Below are 19,356 nucleotides of genomic sequence, written 5' to 3'. Positions count from 1 at the left end.
GCCAACGCCTCCTCGTATGCCCGATACCGCTTTCCATTTTCACCCCAGCAACCCGGCCGGCGCACTGCGTCAGCCAGATTACTGGGTGTGGGGCAGCAGCGCGATTCGCGGCGAAGACGGGCGTTACCACCTTTTCACCGCACGCTGGTCGAAGCAGGTTAGCTTTCTGCACTGGGCAACAAACTCCGAGATCATCCACTCAGTCGCCGATAGCCCGGAGGGGCCGTATCAGTTCGAAGATGTCGTCTTCGGGCACGAGCCCGAGTCAGGACGCTGGGACGCCGGTGCCGTGCACAACCCGTCGATTCATTTTCATGACGGCACTTATATCCTGTTCTACATCGGCGTGAATTACCCCGGAAAACGACCAGACTCCGCAGATCGCGAGGGGCTCTTTTCCGAAAAATGGGTCGCAGCGTGGAACAGCAAACGCATCGGCATGGCGACCGCGAAGTCCATCTACGGACCGTGGAAACGCCTCGATGCGCCCATCCTGCTTCCGCGAGAAAACGAGTGGGACATGGCCATCACCTCCAATCCTGCCCCCTGCGTGCTGCCCGATGGCAGCGTGACCCTCATTTATAAGAGCGCGAACGTTCAGCACCCAGCTGGCCCCTTCCCCGGGCGCTTCCGTCTAGGTGTCGCCCGCGCGCCACATTGGAGCCAGCCGTTTCAACGACTGAGCGATCAGCCCATCGAAGTCGTCGGCTACCCCGATCAACACATCGAGGACCCGTATGTGTGGCACACCGGCGAGCGCTTCGAAATGGTCGTTAAAGACATGGTCGGCGAAGTCGTGGGCGAGCCGCAGGCTGGTATTTACCTGCATTCTGAAGACGCGATTCACTGGGAGCTTGGATCGCCTCCGATGGCCTACACCCGCACCGTGGATTTCACCGACGGCACCCAGCGAACCTTCGCCAAGCGCGAGCGCCCGCAAATGCTCGTGGAAAACGGCCAGCCCACGCATCTCTTCAATGCAATCCTTGAGAAAAACCCCGATGGCGGCATCGTCGATAGCTGGAACTTGGTCGCAACAATTCGCTAAATCAGTCCACGAAAAAGCCCGGCGTGATGGCCGGGCTTTGGTTTGAAATGCTTTTTGCAGAGAAGCGTTATTTGGCTTCGGACAAAACCTTGTCGAAGTATGGAATCGTCTTTTTGAGGCCTTCCTCCAGAGCGATAGTCGGCTCCCAGTCGAGGTGTTGCTTCGCGAGGGTGATGTCCGGCTTGCGCTGCTTGGGGTCATCCGAAGGCAGAGGCTCGTAAATGATCTTCGAATCACCGCCAACAAGCTCGACCACCTTTTCGGCGAGCTGTTTGATGGTGAACTCGCCCGGATTGCCGATATTGATCGGGCCCGTGATGCCGTCCTTATTCATCAGGCGCATCATGCCCTCGATGTTATCATCGACGTAGCAGAAAGAGCGCGTCTGCGAGCCGTCACCGTAGATGGTGATGTCTTCGCCGCGAAGCGCCTGGCAGATGAAGTTGGAAACCACGCGTCCGTCCTGCGGGTCCATGCGTGGACCGTAGGTGTTGAAAATGCGCATTACGCGGATATCCACACGGTTCTGGCGATGGTAGTCGAAGAACAACGTTTCGGCGCAGCGCTTGCCCTCGTCGTAGCAAGAGCGAATGCCGATCGGGTTCACGTTGCCCCAGTAGCTTTCCGGCTGCGGGTGCACATTCGGGTCGCCGTAAATCTCAGAAGTCGAAGCCTGCAGCACACGGGCACCCACGCGCTTGGCGAGGCCCAGGCAGTTGATGGCGCCCATGACGGACGTCTTGATCGTCTTGATCGCGTTGTATTGGTAATGCACCGGAGATGCCGGGCAGGCCAAGTTGTAGATCTGATCGACTTCCGCCTTGAACGGATCCACCACGTCGTGGCGCATAAACTCGAAGTTGTGGCTATCGAGCAAATGCTCGATATTCTTCTTCCGTCCAGTGAAGCAGTTATCGAGGCAGATAACGGTATGGCCTTGGGCAACCAAGCGTTCACAAAGATGACTGCCGAGGAATCCGGCGCCGCCGGTGACGAGTACGCGCATAGTAGTTTATGTAGTCTGAGATTGTGGCTTAGTCGTTGTAGCCGTTCGGGTTTTTCGAGTGCCAGTTCCAAGCCGTTTCGACAATCTTGTCAATGCTATCAAACTCGACCTTCCAGCCCAACTCAGTCTGTGCCTTGGTAGAGTCGGCAAACAACGCAGGCGGGTCGCCCGGTCGACGCACGTCTTCGATAACCGGGACTTTCTTGCCTGTAACACGCTCAACGGCGGAAATCACTTCGCGCACAGAGTTTGGCGTGCCGGTGCCCAAGTTGTAGAAAAAGGCCTGGCCGGGCTCGCTAAGCTTGTCGAACACTGCGATGTGCGCGCGGGAAAGGTCGTCCACGTGGACGTAGTCGCGCAGGCAAGTGCCATCCGGCGTATCGTAGTCCGTGCCAAATATTTTGATGTTCTCGCGCTTGCCGACTGCGGCGTCGATCACAAGTGGGATCAGGTGGGTTTCCGGCTGGTGGTCTTCACCAATAGAGCCATCCACCGAGGCGCCGGCGGCATTAAAATAGCGGAATGCGGCAAAGGACAAGCCGTAGGCGTGGCTAAGCGCCTTGAGGATGTTTTCCACATCGAGCTTGGTCTGGCCGTAAGGATTGATCGGCGCCTGCGCCAAATCTTCCGTCATCGGCAAGCGCTCCGGCACGCCATAAGTGGCGCAGGTGGACGAGAAGACAAACTTCTTCACGCCAACTTCGTGCATGACTTCCAGCAGACGCAGGGTTGCGACGACGTTGTTCTCGTAGTATTTGAAAGGCTCGGTTACGGACTCACCTACAAAGCAATAGGCCGCGAAGTGCATCACCAGCTCAATGCCCTCATCCTTCAGGACCTTGCCAACGAACTCCTTGTCGCCTAGATCGCCTTCGTAAAACGGCACCTCGGGAGTCAACGCTCCTTTGTGGCCGTAAACGAGATTATCCAAAACAACCGGTTCATGGCCCGCCGCAATCAGCTGGCGGACGCAGTGACTGCCGATGTATCCAGCGCCTCCTACGACTAAAACTTTCATAGCTGCCAGTTGATGGCAAACCCCAGCCCTCAAAGCAACCCCAAAGGGGCTCATACGCCGGTCAAGGGTGTGTCAGGCAGGTAAAATTAACGCTGCTCATGGGTCGGCCCACATTCCTTGTTCCAACCCCAAGCGGGCCTAACAGGCACACTCCGCCGTTTCCGGCTTCGCGCTGTGCGCCTTGGGAAAAGTTAGCACGAATTTGGCGCCGCCCAGCTTGGACGCATCACACTTGATTTCTCCCTCGTGCAACCGCATCGCGGCCCGCACCGAAGCAAGTCCGAGCCCTGCCCCTTCTGGATGTTGCGAATAATACGGCGCAAAGATGTTCTCCCGCTCCTCTTCAGACACTCCCGGACCATCGTCTTCAACACATACGACAACCACACCCTCCGCCTCATGGATGAACACCCTCACTTCCGCCGACTCCCCGACATGACGGGCAACATTCGTCAGCAAATTGAGGAAGACCTGAAAGTAGAGGTGGCGGTTAAGCGGGACCGTGCAGTCCCCTTCATGGTAGAAAGAAATCTTTAGGCGAGAAACGGGATGCTCATGATTCAGAAACTGTAAAACCCGTTCCGATTCATTTTTCAGACAGCGTGGTTTCAGCTCACCCGGCTGATCAGCCTGCCCACCGCGCACCAAGCGCCGGTTCAGGGCAACAAGCTCATCAAGCGATCCACTGATAGTCTCAATCAAGGCGCGACTGCGCTCCGGGCCCAATCCATGTTGCAACAAATCTACCGACATACGCACGGCCGTCAGCAGGTTATTGGCGTCATGCCCAATTGCACTGGCCAACAACCCCGTCGAAGCCCGGCGGTCGAGTTCTTCAATCGAACGCCGTTGTTTTTCGATTTTCTCGTATTGCCGCGCAATGAGATTCATGAGGTAACAGCTCCCCAAGAACAACAAAACGCCAGTAACCAATACAAAGGCAATGCCCTTGGCCATTTCCACCAAGGCCACCTCGGAATCGGACTCAAAGGCGTCCGCAACCATCATGGAAGAAATGATAATATAGGAGCTAGAAGCTATGATATAGCATCCAGACAATATGAGCCCCAAAAAAGTCGGACTGCCTTTAAGGCCCTTGGATGGAATAGCGGCGTCTATAGCAATATAAGGAAACAACCCCAATTAAGTTTTCAACTGTAAATCTTAGATAATATACGAATATCAACTTAGGCATGAGCAGAGTCGCGATCAGCCCCAATAAACTCAGGCAATACCTCGTGCATGACGGTCCTGATGGCTTCCGCGTCCTGACGCTGCACCAACCCCTCAATCCGGGCGAGTAACGCCGCAGCATCCTCCCCGGAGAGCGGCGACGCGGTCAGGCGATAAACCCGCGGGTGAGACGTCGTATCGTGAATTTCCTCATCGTAACTCAGCTCTTCGAACAATTTTTCACCCGGACGCAGTCCAATGATTTTTATTTCGATGTCCGTTCCCGGCTCCAGGCCACGCATCTCGATCATCATGCGGGCGACATCCATCACCTTCAGCGGGTCGCCCATATCGAGCATGAAGATCTCGCCGCCACTTCCCTGCGTGGCGCTTTGCAACACGAGCCCTACCGCCTCCGGGATCGACATAAAGTAGCGAGTCACGTCCGCGTGGGTCACGGTGACTGGACCGCCGGCCGCAATTTGCTTTTCGAAGATCGGCGCGACACTTCCCGACGAGCCAATCACATTGCCAAAGCGGACCGCCACAAATGCAGTACCACCATTACCCCGCGCGCGGGCCTGCAATAGTTGCTCCGCCAGGCGCTTCGAAGCGCCCATCAAACTCGACGGGTTGATCGCTTTATCTGTCGAGATAAACACCATCCGCTCCACGCCAAAACGTTCGGCCAGATCCGCAAGTTGATTGGTCGCCAACGTATTTGTCCGAAAGCCTTCCGCTGGATAAGCCTCCATCATCGGCACGTGCTTCAACGCAGCTGAGTGAAATACAATCTCCGGCCGTTCCGACTCAAAGACAGACGTCATCGTGTCCAAATCACGCACATCCGCCAAGACCGCTTGGACGCACTCTCCCCCATCCTCCGCCAACAACTGCTGTTCGATCAGAAACAACGAAGCTTCTGAATGATCGAGGATCAACAACTTGCTCGGCTGCATGGCCAAAATCTGACGGGCTAATTCACTCCCGATGCTGCCACCGGCGCCCGTCACCAGGACGCGCTTGCCGGCCAGCAGGCCATGAATGCGCGGCAAGTCAATCTCCAGCGAATTGCGCCCCAAGACATCATCCAAGCCCACAGGACGGATCGCCTCCACGCGCAGCACGCCATAAGGCATCTCCTGAACACTCGGTACAATGTGCAACGGCACATGCAGCAAGCGGCATTTCCGGACCAACTCGCGTATCTGCTCAGCGGGCAATTCCGGATCGGTAATGATGATGCGGTCCGGGTCAAAACGCCTGCAAATTTGCTCCAATTGTTTAATTCGCCCACCGACTTCAACCCCCTGCCAATGCTCCCCTTCGCGCAAACCTTCGCGCGTGCTGATCAAGCCTACCACGCGCATACCCAGCCCGCCGCGCTTCCTTGTTTGCTCTACGAGTTGATAAGCGAGGAAACCGGAACCGACCACAACCACACGCGAGGCGCGCACCGGCAATTCCGCAATGTGCCCCGTGAGGATTTGCCGTAGGTTGGCCGATAATGCGAGGATGCAGCTGAGTGAAATCAGCAGGAACAGCCCGTTGATTAAAACCACAGAGCGCGGCGCCGTTTTTTCGCCTGAAAAAATGAACCACAAATAGAGCAAAAACGCGGACAATAAACCCACCGCCAAACCAATTCGCATAAAGTCCCACCAGCGAAAGCGCGCGCCCAAGGGTGAGAAAAGGCCGAAGGCATAAAAGACGATGTATTCCAGCGGCAAGATCCACTGCACCGTTTCCACCATCCGCAGCACCCACTCGTCCGGCATGTTGAAATCAAAGCGGACCTGATACGAAAGGAAGAGCGAAAACACGGCGGCCACCAGGATCAGCGACCAATGAATTAAGCGTGTTCTGCGAATGCCGCGTTTCATCAATTATGAAATCAAAAAAGTAATTCGAAGGCTTAGGCAAATAAGTTTCTCGTGCGGCGCGCTCAGTCCTTCAGACACTTTCGCGCCACATCAATGACGCGGCTTTGCTGCTCTTCGGTCATACAGCCACCACTCGGTAAGCAAACACCGGTCTCATAAAGTCGATCGGCCACTCCGCGATTCAGCACTTCACAGTCTGCATAAATCGGCTGCCGGTGCATGGGACGCCAGACCGGCCGCGCCTCGATATTGTCCGCACTGAGCGACTCAATGAGCCCGCCAGCCGTGCAGCGGGCGTCATCCAACGTCAGGCAAGTCAACCAGCGATTGCACCGCCCCCACGGAGCTTCGGGCATAAAGCAAACGCCTTGCAGCTCGCCCAACTCTGCCGCGTAGCGCTCATATATCGCACGACGGCGAACCATGATGTCGTCCAACCGACTCAGTTGCCCCAAGCCCAATCCCGCCAGCAAATTGCTCATGCGATAATTGTAGCCCACCGCGTCATGCAAAAATTCCAAAACCGGTTCCCTCGCCTGAGTGGCCAGATGACGCGCACGCTCGGCAATGCCGGCATCATTGGTCAGCAAGGCGCCGCCGCCAGATGTCGTGACGAGTTTGTTTCCGTTGAACGACAATGCGGCCATTTTACCAATAGAGCCAGCGCCGCGCTTACCATGTGTCGCGCCCAACGCCTCCGAGGCGTCCACGATTAAAGTAACGTCGTATTCATCGCACAAACGCTCAATCGCAGCGTAGTCTGCACACTGCCCATAGACGTCAACCACTTGCACCGCCTTAGGCAAACACCCCGCAGCCGCATCGCGCGTCAAGGCCTCCGCCAAGAGCTCGGGGTCCATCTGCCAACTGCGCGTCTCGCTGTCGATCAGCACAGGCACCGCCCCACAGTAACGAATCACATTGACCGAGGCAACAAAGGTCAGCGTAGAGCAGTAAACTCGATCGTCGGGTTCAACACCGGCCTCCAGCATTGCCAAATGCAAAGCCGCCGTCCCTGAGGCCAGTGCCACGGCATGCTCAGCGCCCGTAATACGACACAGCGCCTGCTCGAACTCCGTCAAATGCGGCCCCACCGGCGCCACCCAGCCCGAGTCAAACGCCGCCAGTAGCGAATTGCGCTCAGCCTGCGTCATATCCGGGGGGGAGAGGTATATCCGTTCACTCATGGAGAAATAAAGTTTCAGTTGAAAGTTTGGAACCCTTGGGCAATATTACCATCTCTATTTCTCGCTTCCTTGCGACTCAATCCCACGTTTTCGTTCAGTTCCTATGCGCAAAATATTTTTTATCCTCGGCGTCGTCATCATCACCTGCTGCATCCTGGCGCTTGGCTACACGACTTTGATCTACTCCCCACCCAAGACCATGACGGGCGATCTGAAGGAGCAGATTGTCTCGGAATATGACGGCTGGAAGATTGAAGATCGGCCCCTTGCGGAAACTGAAGCGATGGAGGAAACCGTCGAAGGCATCCTTAATTTTTCTCAGGCAGTTTACCGCACCTACGAGCGTGGCAGCACCCGCATCAGTGTTTACGTCGCCTATTGGGAACCTAAAATGATGCCAGTCCGCCTCGTGCAATCTCACACGCCGGACGTATGCTGGGTGCGTAGTGGCTGGACGTTGATTCCTGAAGAAAGCGGATTTTCCGTACCCTGCAGTGTCGAAGGAGAAGAGCTTTTTAACGCAGAACGCCGCACTCTGGAAAAAGATAATCACACCGAATACGTTGCCTACTGGCATGTGCTAGGCGACCAGCTTTACGTCAACCGAACCAAGCCCGGACAGTGGGACCGCTGGGACCCCATCAAAACTCTGTTCACCTATGGCCTCCACCAGCAGCGTGAGCAATTTTTCATCCGCATTAACAGCAACAAACCCATTGACGAAATCTGGGACCTGCCACTGATGCAGGACATCCTCAAGGAGCTGGCCGAACTAACTCTGACGCCACCCGCAGCCCCGGAACAGGCCTAAACCGGCCCACCAAGGGAATACCATTTCACAAGCCGTTCCAATGGGAACAGGCCATCCCACGGAGCTTCGAACAGCGTCATCCGCCCAACATCCGGGAAACGCTCTGCGCCCATCCGCGCAGCTTGCTGAGCAAACGCCAAACGCTGCTCGCCCGATAATGCAAGGCCGATGGTCTGAATGCTGTCATCGACTAAGGCCAACGTATCTTCGATATGCTCCACTTCACGAACAGTGATGACCCGGCCATAACACGGAGCCGCCAACTGCGCGCCAGCATCGTCTAGTATGACGGTCCATGCCGTCCCTTGTGAACGCCACACTTTGCCGGTCAGCTCACCGCGTATGCGCCGAGCCTCAATGCGCGAAGCATCTTCGGGCCCCGCTGGCACAACGGGGAAACGCACCAGTGCTTTATCCAACTCTTCCGCCAATTTTTCGGCGAACGCCTGCGCAGACAAAGCGTCGCCGCGTTCAATAAAAATCGTATGCGGAGACGCACATCCCGTTTGCTCAAAGACGCAAACATCCGTGGCTGCGCGACGCGCCAATCGATTTACTGAGCGCCCGGAACCGAGCTCGCTTTGCCCAATCACCATGAACGAAAGCTTCGGCCCAAAGATAATATCTTCAGTGTTTACTTTGCGGGGCAAAGCTGAGACTGCTTCCACCGCCTCGCGTCCACCCCATGCTAAACGCACATCGGCTTCCTGAGAAATCTGCTGTGCCGAAGCAATGTCATCCCGGTCGCAATAAACCACGGCAATCGATGCCAGAACATCGTTTCCCCGCAACACGCGTCCACCCGGCGTCTTGACCTCCAAGTCACGAAACGCCTCCAATAGCATCGGCAGCACGCGCGTGTATCGGCTGGCAGCCTTCAGCAAGTTCGCATTACGCGCCAAGATCGACTGCACCAGCGTCAGCATCCCCAGCACCGGCACATTGCCCGCCAGCCAATGCACGACTAAGCCTCTATGTCGCGCGCCGAGCTGGCGCACACGGTTACCGCCGATTGGCAATGGTCCATCGAGCACGCCGCGACGCCCGTGCAAACTTTCGTCCGCTAAGCGCGCCAGCTTCTCCGGACGACACCATGTGTGGAGAAATAGCAGTCCTTGCTGGCGCAGGACAGCTAGTGGTGAATCCGTCGATGCCCAACGCTCGGCCGCCGCCGAAATCAAATTGATCAAATCATCCACAGAGTAGGCATCCAAACGCTCGCGTTCCTGTCGCAAGCGACCGGCCAAATCCGCAACCGACTCAACTACCGGCAAAGCGTCCATAGTCAAAGGCGCGTCCCATCGCCCACTTGCTGCTGGCGCGTCATCCGGTGAGAAGAGCAAACGTAGATTGCCTTGACCAACCTCAGTGCGCTTGCGGGCAGTAGCAACCTTGTCGCCCAAAATATCACCGCAACCTCGAACCTCAGCCTGCTTTGCGCGCCCCAGCACCCGGAACTGCGTGCCCTGCCAATCGCCACAACCATCACGGCCGGTGACCATCCCAATGTCATCCGTAAGCACCGAAATGCCTGGATAGCTATGCGGCAGCGGAGTCACAAACTGAAGCAAGCCAACCTGCCCATCCGGCATTGGCGCCAGCGTCTGCGGATCGCGCACAATGACTTCGGCAAAAGCGGGCGCAATCTTGTCGCCGTTGGCCGCGTCCGGATAGGTCACGCCCATCTGTTCAGTGAACCCATAAAAATCCACCACGCTCTCCGGCTCGATGCCAAACACCTGTTGCGCGCTTTGAGCAAAGGCTTCTTTTGAAACTGCTTGATCCGCCAACTTTTTCCATCCGCCCAAATGAGCGAGGTAGCTACCTTTCGGCAGTTGGATTTTCACGCCTTCTTTCGCGAGCGGTTCCAGCACCATTGAATAAACTAAAAAAGTAAAGCCGAAGAGCAACACCGGCTCATTCGAATCGGCCCAACGCTCCGCCAGCTCGTTCAATACTTTGCGTTGCAAAGTAAGCACGCCATTTTCTGGCATCATCGCGTAGTCAACCTCGCGCGCAAGATTCAGGAACCCTTGCACCGCAGCGCTGCGGGCACCCATCACCCCGCTACCTGAGCGCGGATCCGCGTCAAACACCAGCAATGGACGTCGTTTCGGTCCGAGAGCCGTCCCCAGCACCGAAGCCAGCGCACGCACTTGACGCTTTGCAGTAATGGCATCGACCGCCACCGAACTGGGCAACCCGCTCGTCGCGGAGGATTGCAATGTAGTTTTCACTTCACTGTCCGGCACCGAACGCAGCAAATCTGCCGAGTCTTTGAAAGCCTGCACCGGCAGGTAAGGGATCTCCTCAAGCGCAGCAAACTTTGATACTGCCGACAGCCCCCGCCCTTCGCAAAAGCGTCGATAGGCTGCACACGATTCAAAATGATGTCGGTAGGCATCGTGCATTGCCTCAAGCAAGCGAGCACGGCGTGCTTCACCAGCAAGGCTGTAAGGAGACGTCTTAATCAAGTCGTCAATCATTGAGCGCCCTCCAACACCTCGGCCACGGCATCCGCCGTCACCTCACGAGGATTATAGCGCGCACAAGGATCTTCCTGGGCACCCGCAATAATATCGTCCCCGGTCTCGTGCAGCTCACTGGGCAAAGAAGCACAGCCAACCGAGTTGACTAATTCATCAACCTCCGCAATCAGCTCATCCGCGTCCGCCAACTGCAGGCTGACAGCCAAGGCATCATATTTGACGCGGATCGTTTCATCGCCGCAATTATAGCGCATTGCCGACGCCAGCAAGCGACCAGTTGCTGCGCCATGGGCGATGCCCAGCGAACCAAGCTGATGCGCAATAGCGTGACCGATTCCAGGTATCTTTTGATTCTGCACCCAACCTGCCAAGAGCGAGGCGTTCATCATCCGCAGACAAGACGCCTCATCTACTGAATCGCGCAACAAAGTCGGCAATGCCTGAAAAATTTCAGCTGTCGCTTTTTCCGCAAGCAAATCCGCCAACGGATTCTCCAATCGCGACACGTAGCTCTCAACTGCGTGCGCCAGGGCATCAAGTCCCGCATGCGCAATGACTGCCGCAGGGCTACCGACCACCAAACGAGGGTCCAGCACTGCGACATCCGGCAAAAGCTCCGGCGACGCGAGCGCATGTTTGCGCCCAGTGGCTTCATCAATCAACAGCGCCGACGAGCTCACCTCGGAGCCTGTGCCCGCCGTCGTGGGAACAGCGGCAAACTTAGCTTTGCCACGCAAAGTTGGAATACCGCCGGCCAGCAGCAAGCGTTCGCGATCAACCGCCGGGTGTTCATACAAAACCCAAGCAACCTTCGCGCCATCGATCACCGAACCGCCACCAATCGCGATTATCCAGTCTGGTTGAAATTCTTCCAATTCGCGCAAGACCGGCGCTAGCGAAGTCACGCTCGGCTCTCCACGCGGCATCGAAATCAGCTTCACCACATCAGCGCCGACAGAGCGCTCGATCACGTCCGCATGTTGTCGCAGCACCGAAGGCGAAACCAGCACCGCCGCCTTCGCCGCATCAAGCGCACGCAAGGCGCCCAGCGATCCGCTGCCGCTGAAGAGTTCTCCAGCCGAGACAAAACGGGGCAATGGCAATCGGAGTTGAAGCATGATATAAAAATCAAAAAATGAATGGCGCGCGCCAAAAGGTCAATCGCCAGCCTGGCGGAGTTCCTGGCGTTTCAGCTTGCCGCTGTCCGTCCGCGGCAAGGCATCAATGCGAATATATCGCTGCGGCGTTTCGTATACCTGCAACTGCGTCCGGCAATGCTTGGTCAAGACATCGGCATCCAATTCTTCGGTCGCAACATAATACGCACACACCTCGCCCTTGCCCACCACCGCAGCTTCAGCCACGCCCGTGAATTGCTCCAAGACTCGTTCAACTTGCAGCGGATTAATTTTATAGCCACCCAGGTTAATGATGTCGTCAGCGCGTCCCGTGATGTAGAGGTAGCCATCCCCATCGAGGTGCCCCAAGTCGCCAGTATGCAGCACGCCATTGGGCAAGGTTGCTTGAGTCAGTTCGTCGTCGCACCAATAGCCCGGCGTGACCGTCGGGCCACCGATCAACACTTCCCCCGTATCGGCGATTTTCAAATCCACGGCATTCATAGGCTGACCAACTGAACCGTAGCGATCGGGACCGGCTTCAGTCAGTGAAATATAAGTGGAGCGAGAGGCTTCCGTGAGCCCGTAATAAACCAAGACATTGAGATCCGGCAACGCCGCTTGCAGCTCGGCGGCGCGCTCAGGAGGCAAAGGCGCGGAGTTCACGACCATGAAACGTAGTCCTTGTGCCCGCTCGACAAACACTTCGCGATAACGATCCAAAAGTAGACTCACCCCCAAGGGCGTCGTCGGAAAACCCGTCGCGCCAAATGACTCAATCGCCTTCAACACACGTCCGACGCGCGACATGCCCGGTTCGAGGTAAACCGCACCGCCACATAGCAAATTACACAGCATATGGCCCAACCCAAAATTGTGCGAAAGCGGCAGCGTGATGACTTCGCGATCCGCCGGAGTGTAACCCACAAATTCTGTGATATTCTGTAGCGCCGTCAGCACATTGGCCTGAGTCAACATCACACCTTTCGGCTGACCAGTAGTGCCAGTAGTGAACATCAGCGAGGCCAGATCATCGGGCGCGCGATTCACCGCTTCGCCCAAAGGAGCCGCAGAGAAGATGTCCTCCCACGGCGATTGCGCGTCGAGCACAACCTTCGGCTCGGCCCGTTTAACGATGGCGCGAAATTGCGCCTCCGGCATTGCGGGGTCCAATGGCGTAGTCACCGCGCCCGCCCATTGAACACCGAAAAATGTTTCCACGAAACGGACGCTGTTGGGCAGGCGAATCGCGACTCGATCGCCTGGCGCAACTCCTTGGGCAATCAACCAACCCGCGATGCACTGTGCGCCCAAGGCTAGTTCGCCATAAGTTAGCGAACGCGACGCATCCGCTACGGCGACTTTATTCGGCCACTGGCTTTGCCCTTGGGCAAGGATGTCAGCTAGTTGTTGCATGGCCGTATGCGCTGGTGTTTATCTCCAGCAGATTGCTGCGTTTACGATGCCTGATAGCGGCGCAAGGCATCCTGAAAATCGCCGACCGTTTCGAGGTCGACCGCATCAGCGACATCGAACGTAATTTTAAATTCCCGCTCCACCGCCATGATCAAATTCATGTGCGCCAGCGAATCCCACTCGGGCAGGTCGCCCGCGCCGAGCTCATCGGAATACTGGCCCGGCTCTATCTTCAATTGGGCAATGATCAGGTCGCGAAGTTTGTCTTCCATTTGCTTCTAGGAATTGTCGGCTTGCCTGCGATAAGTCAAGCGCTGCTAGCGTTGCCGCTTGCGTGCAAACACTGGACGCCCCGGCATCGTGGCCAGCGTCACGCCTGGCTCGACGTCGCCCGCGGCAAACGTATTCGCGGATACGCGCGCCCAGTCACCAATGCTAATACAGGGCTGTAACACCGCATTGCTTCCGAGGAACGCGCCCTTGCCTACCCGGCAGCGACCGGTGACAACCGCCCCCGGACATAGCTGCGCGCCAGCGCCAATCTGCGCCTCATGGCCAACCACTGCGTGGACATTGATCAGCGCCTGGTCTTCGATCACCGCTTCCGGCGCAACCGAGGCAAAGTGACCGATGAAACAACCCGCGCCGACCTGGGCGTTGCTGGCGACCTCTGCTTTCGGGCTGACCAAAGTCGCTGGCGTAAGCCCTTGAGCAATGAGTGACTCCGCCAAACGTAGGCGAACCTCGTTGTTGCCAATTGCCACATGAAAATAGGTGCCATCAGGCAGCGTCGCCGCAACTTCAGTTGGCGCGCCCAAGACCTTCAAACCGCCCATTGATTCACCCGACGCGACTTGCTCGTCCGCCAAGCCAACGAGTTCCCAATTAGCCATGTCCGCGTCATTCATTGCCTTGGCGAGCCAGATGGCTTCCAGACAGAAACCGCCAGCGCCAACGATGAGTAAGGGTGTAGGCATGATTTAATTAAATGAGTGCGGAGCTGGCGTTCAACTCAATTGATAAGGACCCTCACCGGCAGCCACCAACTCGACTAGTCCGCTCATCGGGTCGTGAAACCACATTATAGGGCGCCCGAATGCGGCACCAATAACCGCTTTTCCCAAGGGGATACAGCCGGACTGACGTAATTGAGCAGCAGCCGCATTAATGTTTGCCACCTCGTAAGCCACATGATGCAACGAAACTTTGCGTTGCAAAGCACGATGTAAATGGCTCGCATCCGAATCGGGCGAAATGAGCTCAACCCAGTGGAACTCACCTTCATTTCGCAACAAGCATACACGCGCCTGTTGGCCCGCATCGTGAATCACCTCACCGCAAAGTTCGTAGCCCAATGCGTTTTTCCAATGCTGCTGCGCAATTGCCAAATCTGCCACCAAGTAGCCAATGTGATGGAACCGCATGCGTTGCACGTCGCTCATTTTGCTTCTCCCATAAATTCTGGCATTGTCGCCTCACCCTCCGGCGAGATGCCTTCTCGACGGATAACTTTCACGAAAGTCATGAGCATGATTTTAATATCGAGCCAGAAGCTTTGGTGATCCACGTACCAGACATCCAAACGAAATTTCTCCTCCCAAGAGATGGCGTTGCGACCATTGATTTGCGCCCAACCGGTGATACCCGGGCGAACCTCATGGCGACGCGCTTGCTCCGGCGAATAACGCTCCAGATAACGAACCAAGAGCGGACGTGGTCCGACAAAACTCATTTCTCCCCGTAGGATATTCAACAACTCCGGGAGTTCATCCAGACTCGTGCCGCGCAGCCAGCGCCCAAACGGAGTCATACGCTCAGCATCCGGCAGCAGCTCACCTTGGCCATCACGGGCATCAGTCATCGTGCGAAATTTGATCAGCCCAAACACCTGGCCACGTAGCCCCGGACGCGCTTGCCGAAAGAAGACGGGACTCCCCAACTTGAGGCGAACCATCACTGCCAAAACCACCAAGACTGGCAGCAGAGCGAGCAGCAAAAGAAGCGCTAAGAGAAAATCAAATATGCGCTTCATAGTAACGGATCGCGTGGTGGACGAATTAAAGTCTCCAGTAATCAAAACCGGCATCGATCGAGGCCTGTCGTTCAAAGACACCTCTCACATCCACCAAGCATGGCTTATCGCCAGAGCACAGCGCGCGTAGCTTCGCCAGAGTCAGCTTTTCGCAGAACTCACGATGGCGCACCGCCGCCAGCACGCCTTCAAACAGCACATCCGCAGGCGGCTCCTTCACGACTTCGACGCCGTGCTCCGCTTGCACTTCTTCGGGGTCCGCCATTGGGTCGCAAATGACCGGCTCTACGCCAAACTTCCGCAAGTGTTGATAGACATCGACGATGCGCGTGTTGCGGATATCCGGCACATTTTCCTTGAATGTCCAGCCGAGGATCAAAACCTTCGCCCCCTTGACCATGCTACCCGCACGGATTAAGCCGTGAATTACCTGCTGACCGATGTATGGCCCCATCCTGTCATTGATGCGGCGGCCGGCCAAAATCAAGTCCGGGTGATGCCCGACCTCCTGCGCCTTGTGAGTCAGGTAATACGGGTCAACGCCAATGCAATGTCCGCCAACCAAGCCCGGCTGGAACGGCAAGAAATTCCACTTCGTGCCAGCCGCCCGTAACACTGCGTCCGTATTGATCTCCAGACGGTCAAAGAGCACCGCGAGCTCATTCATCAAGGCGATGTTCAAGTCGCGCTGAGTGTTTTCGATGACCTTGGCAGCTTCAGCCACTTTGATGCTTTCAGCACGATACACTCCGGCTTCGATAACCGCGCCGTAAAGGTTCGCCAAATAGTCCAAACTTTCGGCGGTATCACCTGCGACAACCTTGGTAATTTTATCGACCGTGTGCTCTCGGTCACCCGGGTTAATGCGCTCAGGAGAATAACCAACGAAAAAGCCCGACTTCCATTTGTAGCCGCTCTCTTCTTCCAAAATCGGCACGCAAATCTCTTCAGTGAGTCCCGGATAAACGGTGGACTCATAGACAACGATTGCCCCCTCTTTCATGTGCTTGCCGACCATTTTACTGGCCGCACAAACTGCCTTGAGGTCAGGGCGACGGTGAGCATCAATCGGCGTTGGCACCGTCACAATAAACACATCGACCTGGAGCAAATCGTCATGGCTACACGTGAACTCGACGGAAGACGCCTGCAAGGCTTCGGGCTCGGCTTCGCCAGTCAGGTCATAGCCGGACTTCAACTGATCAACTCGTGTTTCGCTGATATCAAAACCGACCACCTTAAACTTACGCGCTAAGCACAGAGCCAGCGGCAATCCAACATAACCAAGGCCTACAACGGCAATTCGGGCATCTTCAAGTGAGCGAAACATAATTTTTGAAAAGTATAGCAATAGCAGCTTGCAGCATTCCAACAACACCGAAGTCACCGCACGGTCTTAGGAACATCCTTCACCTTGTCCTCCGTGTCATGCAGCATGTCTTCAAAATTCGTGCTCCATGCGCTCAAGTGTAGTCCTTTGCGGGCGGCAATCTCCTTGAGTTGGTCGTGATGATCATCACGCAGCTCGGCAGTGATCACGATTTCATCGATGTCATTTTCCTCCAAAATAGACTCCAGCTCATCCAAGGGACCTAAAACCCGGACTCCGTGCACGTAGCGGCGGCGCAAATTCAGGTCATCATCAACGAAACCAATAATTTTGCGCGTCGCCATCTCATCAGGGTGAATCAACCGGAGCTCACGCAAGTAGAGGGAGCCTCGATTACCCGCGCCATACAGCAAGATATGCCGAACAACATATCGGTTACTGGCACGCTCTTCCAATGCCGTCACCAGCATCCATTCACGTATAGTCTGCATGATCACGCGGGGCGCAAAGATGCCAAACATGGAAATGTAGGAGAAGACCGCGCAAATCCGAATATTCGCTAACTGAATATCCGCCTCAGCTGCTGAGAGGAACGAGAAAGTCAGCAAGATGCCAATGTTGAGAGAGAAAAACAACAGCAGATAATCGCGGAAATTACCACGCGACCAAACGCGCGAATAGGTATTGCCCAGCACTAACAACAGGAACACCGGAGAAATCCAAACCGGCAGTAAACGCGCCCAATCTCCCATGCCCAACTGTTGCATCTGAGGGATTTCCAGCAGCATGGCAGCAACCAAGCTCACTGATAGCCAAAACAAATCCCATACCGGATAGAAAACCATTCCATAGAGTGCGCGTCCCGGTCGCTTAATGCCTTGAACTAACAGGCGCCCGGTATCCCAGATCTCTACATGCACTACATGACGCACCACCACGTAAACCCCGGCAATGAAAACAATGAGGAAGAGCCCAACCATTGCCTTATTGATGAAAATCGTGAAGAGGCCAATCGTCACGAGCAGGAAATTACCCACATACATCAGGAGCGCCACTTTCCTCTGAGAAAACCCTGCTTCCAGCAATCGGTGATGCAAGTGATCTTTGTCCGCGCCCATGATTTTGGGGCCATCGACCTCACCTGCCATTTTCGCCGATAAACGACGCGCTGAACGACGCCAGACCGCTAACACCGTGTCCATAATCGGAACGCCCGCCGCCAAGAAAGGAACTCCGATGCTGACCAGCACTGTGGACTTGCCAGCGCTTTCCAGCGCCAAGGCCGCTAAAGTAAACCCAAGGAACATCGAACCCGTGTCCCCAAGAAAGATTTTTGCAGGGTGAAAATTATAACGCAAAAAGCCTAATACGGAGCCGATAAGCGCAAGCGCGATCAGCGAATCCGCCGTTTCTTCCCGAAGCAAAAACGCAGCGCCAATCCCCAAACAAGAGATCACCGCCAGCCCACTACAGAGGCCGTCAAGACCGTCAATCAGGTTGAAGGCGTTGATGAGCGCGACGCACCAGATAATCGTCAGTGCGAGGTCCAAGAACCAAGGCAGATTAATCCCTAAGATCGAATCGAATCCGCGGTCTGAGAGAACAAATAATATGACACTCGCAACGACTTGGCCGCCAAGCTTAGTCAAGGGACGCACACCCTTGATGTCGTCCCAGACCCCAACGGCGCAAAGGACGCCAGACGCCAAAAGGAAGCTCTGCCACCAATCCATGTCCAAGCGCCCATTAAACCAATTGGCCTTCTCGTAAGCCATAGGCCAAATATAGGCAAATAGACAAACTAAAGTGAAATTAAACGCCACAAAAACCGCCAATCCGCCCGCACGTGGAATTGGCTTCGTGTGAATTCGCCGCTCATCAGGCAGGTCGATCATCCCCAGTTTGGGCCCCAGCCAGATCATCATTCGCGTGAGAATCAGGGATACAACGAAAGCAATGCCAAATACAGCAAAGTATTTAGTCAGGTCATTCATTAGAACAGTTGGGGAGAATAGGCATGACGGTAAGCTAAACTCCCTACTTTAGTAGGCGTGCAAGGGGCAAGCCGAAAGAGTTCTCGGTCAGAATGAATACTCGTAGGGCAAGATGCCGCCATTGCAATTCCGGTTGGGAAAATAACCCATGTCGTTCGCTGCTGGAGGGCAACGCTTCGTCGTTGCCGCATCCTGCTGGAGAAGGCCAATCCAGAGCAAATTCATACACACCAGCAAACCGCGGCAACGACGAAGCGTTGCCCTCCATTGGACGCAGCACAAATACATACGCGCCACCCAACTGCGTCAACGACGAAGCGTTGCCCTCCACGGTACGCACCTCCAGAAAACGTTCTCAATCATGCCAATGCAGGACGTTCAATTCTCCTTGATAGGGCCAATCATCAGGATCGTTGACCAGACCAGCGCGCACTGGGTTATTGCGCACATATTACCACTTCTCAGAATAGCTCTCACCACTTCTCAGTTGTCGATCCCAGGCATCGAGCTGCCAAATCGGCTGCTGAGCAGGACTCGGCCATTCCAAAGACGCCAATGATTTCCAATACTGAACCCAACGCTTAACGCGCACATGATCCAGACGGGCCGGCGAGCAAAAGAAATGAATATGATCAGGCATGATCATGTATCTCCCCACCAGCCAATGGTCTGCCTTTAACCAACATTGAACCAATAGTCGATGAATGTCGTTATTGGCCAAAATGGGTTTACGACCTTCCGTACATACGGTGACAAAAAGGATATTAGCCCGACTACCGATATCAAAAACCGGCTGTCTTGCCGGATGTTTCCGCTCAGGAACTGCCATACATCAAAAACTTGGAGGGCAA

18 protein-coding genes are annotated in these 19,356 nt (G+C 55.6%); 2 read left to right on the top strand and 16 right to left on the bottom strand.

The window, feature by feature from the left end; translation table 11 throughout:
* Positions 1–16 precede the first annotated feature (16 nt).
* Positions 17–1,048: a glycoside hydrolase family protein gene (locus tag RBB62_RS02710; RefSeq protein WP_309396761.1), complete on the top strand. Its 1,032-nt coding sequence runs from the start codon at positions 17–19 to the stop codon at positions 1,046–1,048.
* Positions 1,049–1,115: 67 nt separating this feature from the next.
* Here the strand turns inward: RBB62_RS02710 and RBB62_RS02705 are convergent, their stop codons facing one another.
* The 5 genes from RBB62_RS02705 to RBB62_RS02685 form a co-directional block, all read right to left on the bottom strand.
* A complete protein-coding gene (locus RBB62_RS02705) occupies positions 1,116–2,054 on the bottom strand; it encodes a UDP-glucuronic acid decarboxylase family protein (protein WP_309396759.1) in 939 nt (312 codons plus the stop codon).
* 28 nt (positions 2,055–2,082) lie between these two features.
* On the bottom strand, positions 2,083–3,072 hold the full coding sequence (gene galE, locus RBB62_RS02700; RefSeq protein WP_309396757.1) for a UDP-glucose 4-epimerase GalE: 990 nt from the start codon (positions 3,070–3,072) through the stop codon (positions 2,083–2,085).
* A 138-nt stretch (positions 3,073–3,210) separates the two neighbouring features.
* The gene (locus RBB62_RS02695) at positions 3,211–4,080 is read right to left on the bottom strand and encodes a sensor histidine kinase (RefSeq protein WP_309396755.1); all 870 of its coding nucleotides are present in this window, start codon (positions 4,078–4,080) and stop codon (positions 3,211–3,213) included.
* Between the two features lie 179 nt (positions 4,081–4,259).
* The gene (locus tag RBB62_RS02690; protein WP_309396753.1) at positions 4,260–6,128 is read right to left on the bottom strand and encodes a polysaccharide biosynthesis protein; all 1,869 of its coding nucleotides are present in this window, start codon (positions 6,126–6,128) and stop codon (positions 4,260–4,262) included.
* Positions 6,129–6,190: 62 nt separating this feature from the next.
* A complete protein-coding gene (locus RBB62_RS02685; protein ID WP_309396751.1) occupies positions 6,191–7,315 on the bottom strand; it encodes an aminotransferase class I/II-fold pyridoxal phosphate-dependent enzyme in 1,125 nt (374 codons plus the stop codon).
* A gap of 103 nt (positions 7,316–7,418) precedes the next feature.
* Between RBB62_RS02685 and RBB62_RS02680 the strand changes: the two genes are divergently transcribed.
* The gene (locus RBB62_RS02680) at positions 7,419–8,126 is read left to right on the top strand and encodes an exosortase-associated EpsI family protein (protein WP_309396749.1); all 708 of its coding nucleotides are present in this window, start codon (positions 7,419–7,421) and stop codon (positions 8,124–8,126) included.
* On the opposite strand, the gene RBB62_RS02675 is transcribed toward RBB62_RS02680, so the two are convergent.
* The 11 genes from RBB62_RS02675 to RBB62_RS02625 form a co-directional block, all read right to left on the bottom strand.
* Positions 8,123–10,600 carry a LuxE/PaaK family acyltransferase gene (locus tag RBB62_RS02675; protein ID WP_309396747.1) on the bottom strand — a complete coding sequence of 826 codons (2,478 nt, stop codon included), beginning with the start codon at positions 10,598–10,600 and terminating at the stop codon, positions 8,123–8,125. The genes RBB62_RS02680 and RBB62_RS02675 overlap by 4 nt on opposite strands.
* A gap of 8 nt (positions 10,601–10,608) precedes the next feature.
* Entirely contained in the window at positions 10,609–11,733 is a 1,125-nt protein-coding gene (locus tag RBB62_RS02670; RefSeq protein ID WP_309396746.1) for an iron-containing alcohol dehydrogenase, read from the bottom strand.
* 39 nt (positions 11,734–11,772) lie between these two features.
* Positions 11,773–13,149, bottom strand: a complete 1,377-nt coding sequence (locus RBB62_RS02665; protein WP_309396744.1) for a class I adenylate-forming enzyme family protein — start codon at positions 13,147–13,149, stop codon at positions 11,773–11,775.
* Between the two features lie 41 nt (positions 13,150–13,190).
* Positions 13,191–13,421 (bottom strand): acyl carrier protein, encoded by a 231-nt coding sequence (locus RBB62_RS02660; RefSeq protein ID WP_309396742.1) that lies wholly within the window; start codon positions 13,419–13,421, stop codon positions 13,191–13,193.
* Positions 13,422–13,466: 45 nt separating this feature from the next.
* Complete coding sequence (locus RBB62_RS02655; RefSeq protein ID WP_309396740.1) at positions 13,467–14,126, bottom strand: acetyltransferase; 660 nt, start codon at positions 14,124–14,126, stop codon at positions 13,467–13,469.
* A gap of 30 nt (positions 14,127–14,156) precedes the next feature.
* Positions 14,157–14,591, bottom strand: a complete 435-nt coding sequence (locus tag RBB62_RS02650) for a VOC family protein (protein ID WP_309396738.1) — start codon at positions 14,589–14,591, stop codon at positions 14,157–14,159.
* Positions 14,588–15,181, bottom strand: coding sequence for a sugar transferase (locus tag RBB62_RS02645; protein ID WP_309396736.1), 594 nt, complete (start codon positions 15,179–15,181; stop codon positions 14,588–14,590). Before RBB62_RS02645 ends, RBB62_RS02650 begins: the two co-directional genes overlap by 4 nt.
* A 25-nt stretch (positions 15,182–15,206) precedes the next feature.
* The gene (locus RBB62_RS02640; protein ID WP_309396734.1) at positions 15,207–16,511 is read right to left on the bottom strand and encodes a nucleotide sugar dehydrogenase; all 1,305 of its coding nucleotides are present in this window, start codon (positions 16,509–16,511) and stop codon (positions 15,207–15,209) included.
* 53 nt (positions 16,512–16,564) lie between these two features.
* Positions 16,565–18,505 (bottom strand): hypothetical protein, encoded by a 1,941-nt coding sequence (locus RBB62_RS02635; RefSeq protein WP_309396732.1) that lies wholly within the window; start codon positions 18,503–18,505, stop codon positions 16,565–16,567.
* Between the two features lie 87 nt (positions 18,506–18,592).
* On the bottom strand, positions 18,593–18,730 hold the full coding sequence (locus RBB62_RS02630; RefSeq protein WP_309396731.1) for a hypothetical protein: 138 nt from the start codon (positions 18,728–18,730) through the stop codon (positions 18,593–18,595).
* A gap of 226 nt (positions 18,731–18,956) precedes the next feature.
* Positions 18,957–19,334 (bottom strand): transposase, encoded by a 378-nt coding sequence (locus tag RBB62_RS02625; RefSeq protein WP_309396730.1) that lies wholly within the window; start codon positions 19,332–19,334, stop codon positions 18,957–18,959.
* Between the last annotated feature and the right edge of the window lie 22 nt (positions 19,335–19,356).

Origin of the sequence: Cerasicoccus maritimus (assembly GCA_031296935.1) — a bacterium.
GTDB classification, from domain to species: domain Bacteria; phylum Verrucomicrobiota; class Verrucomicrobiia; order Opitutales; family Cerasicoccaceae; genus Cerasicoccus; species Cerasicoccus maritimus.
Note: the sequence above shows the minus strand (reverse complement) of the source record. Positions and strands in the feature narration are given on the sequence as shown.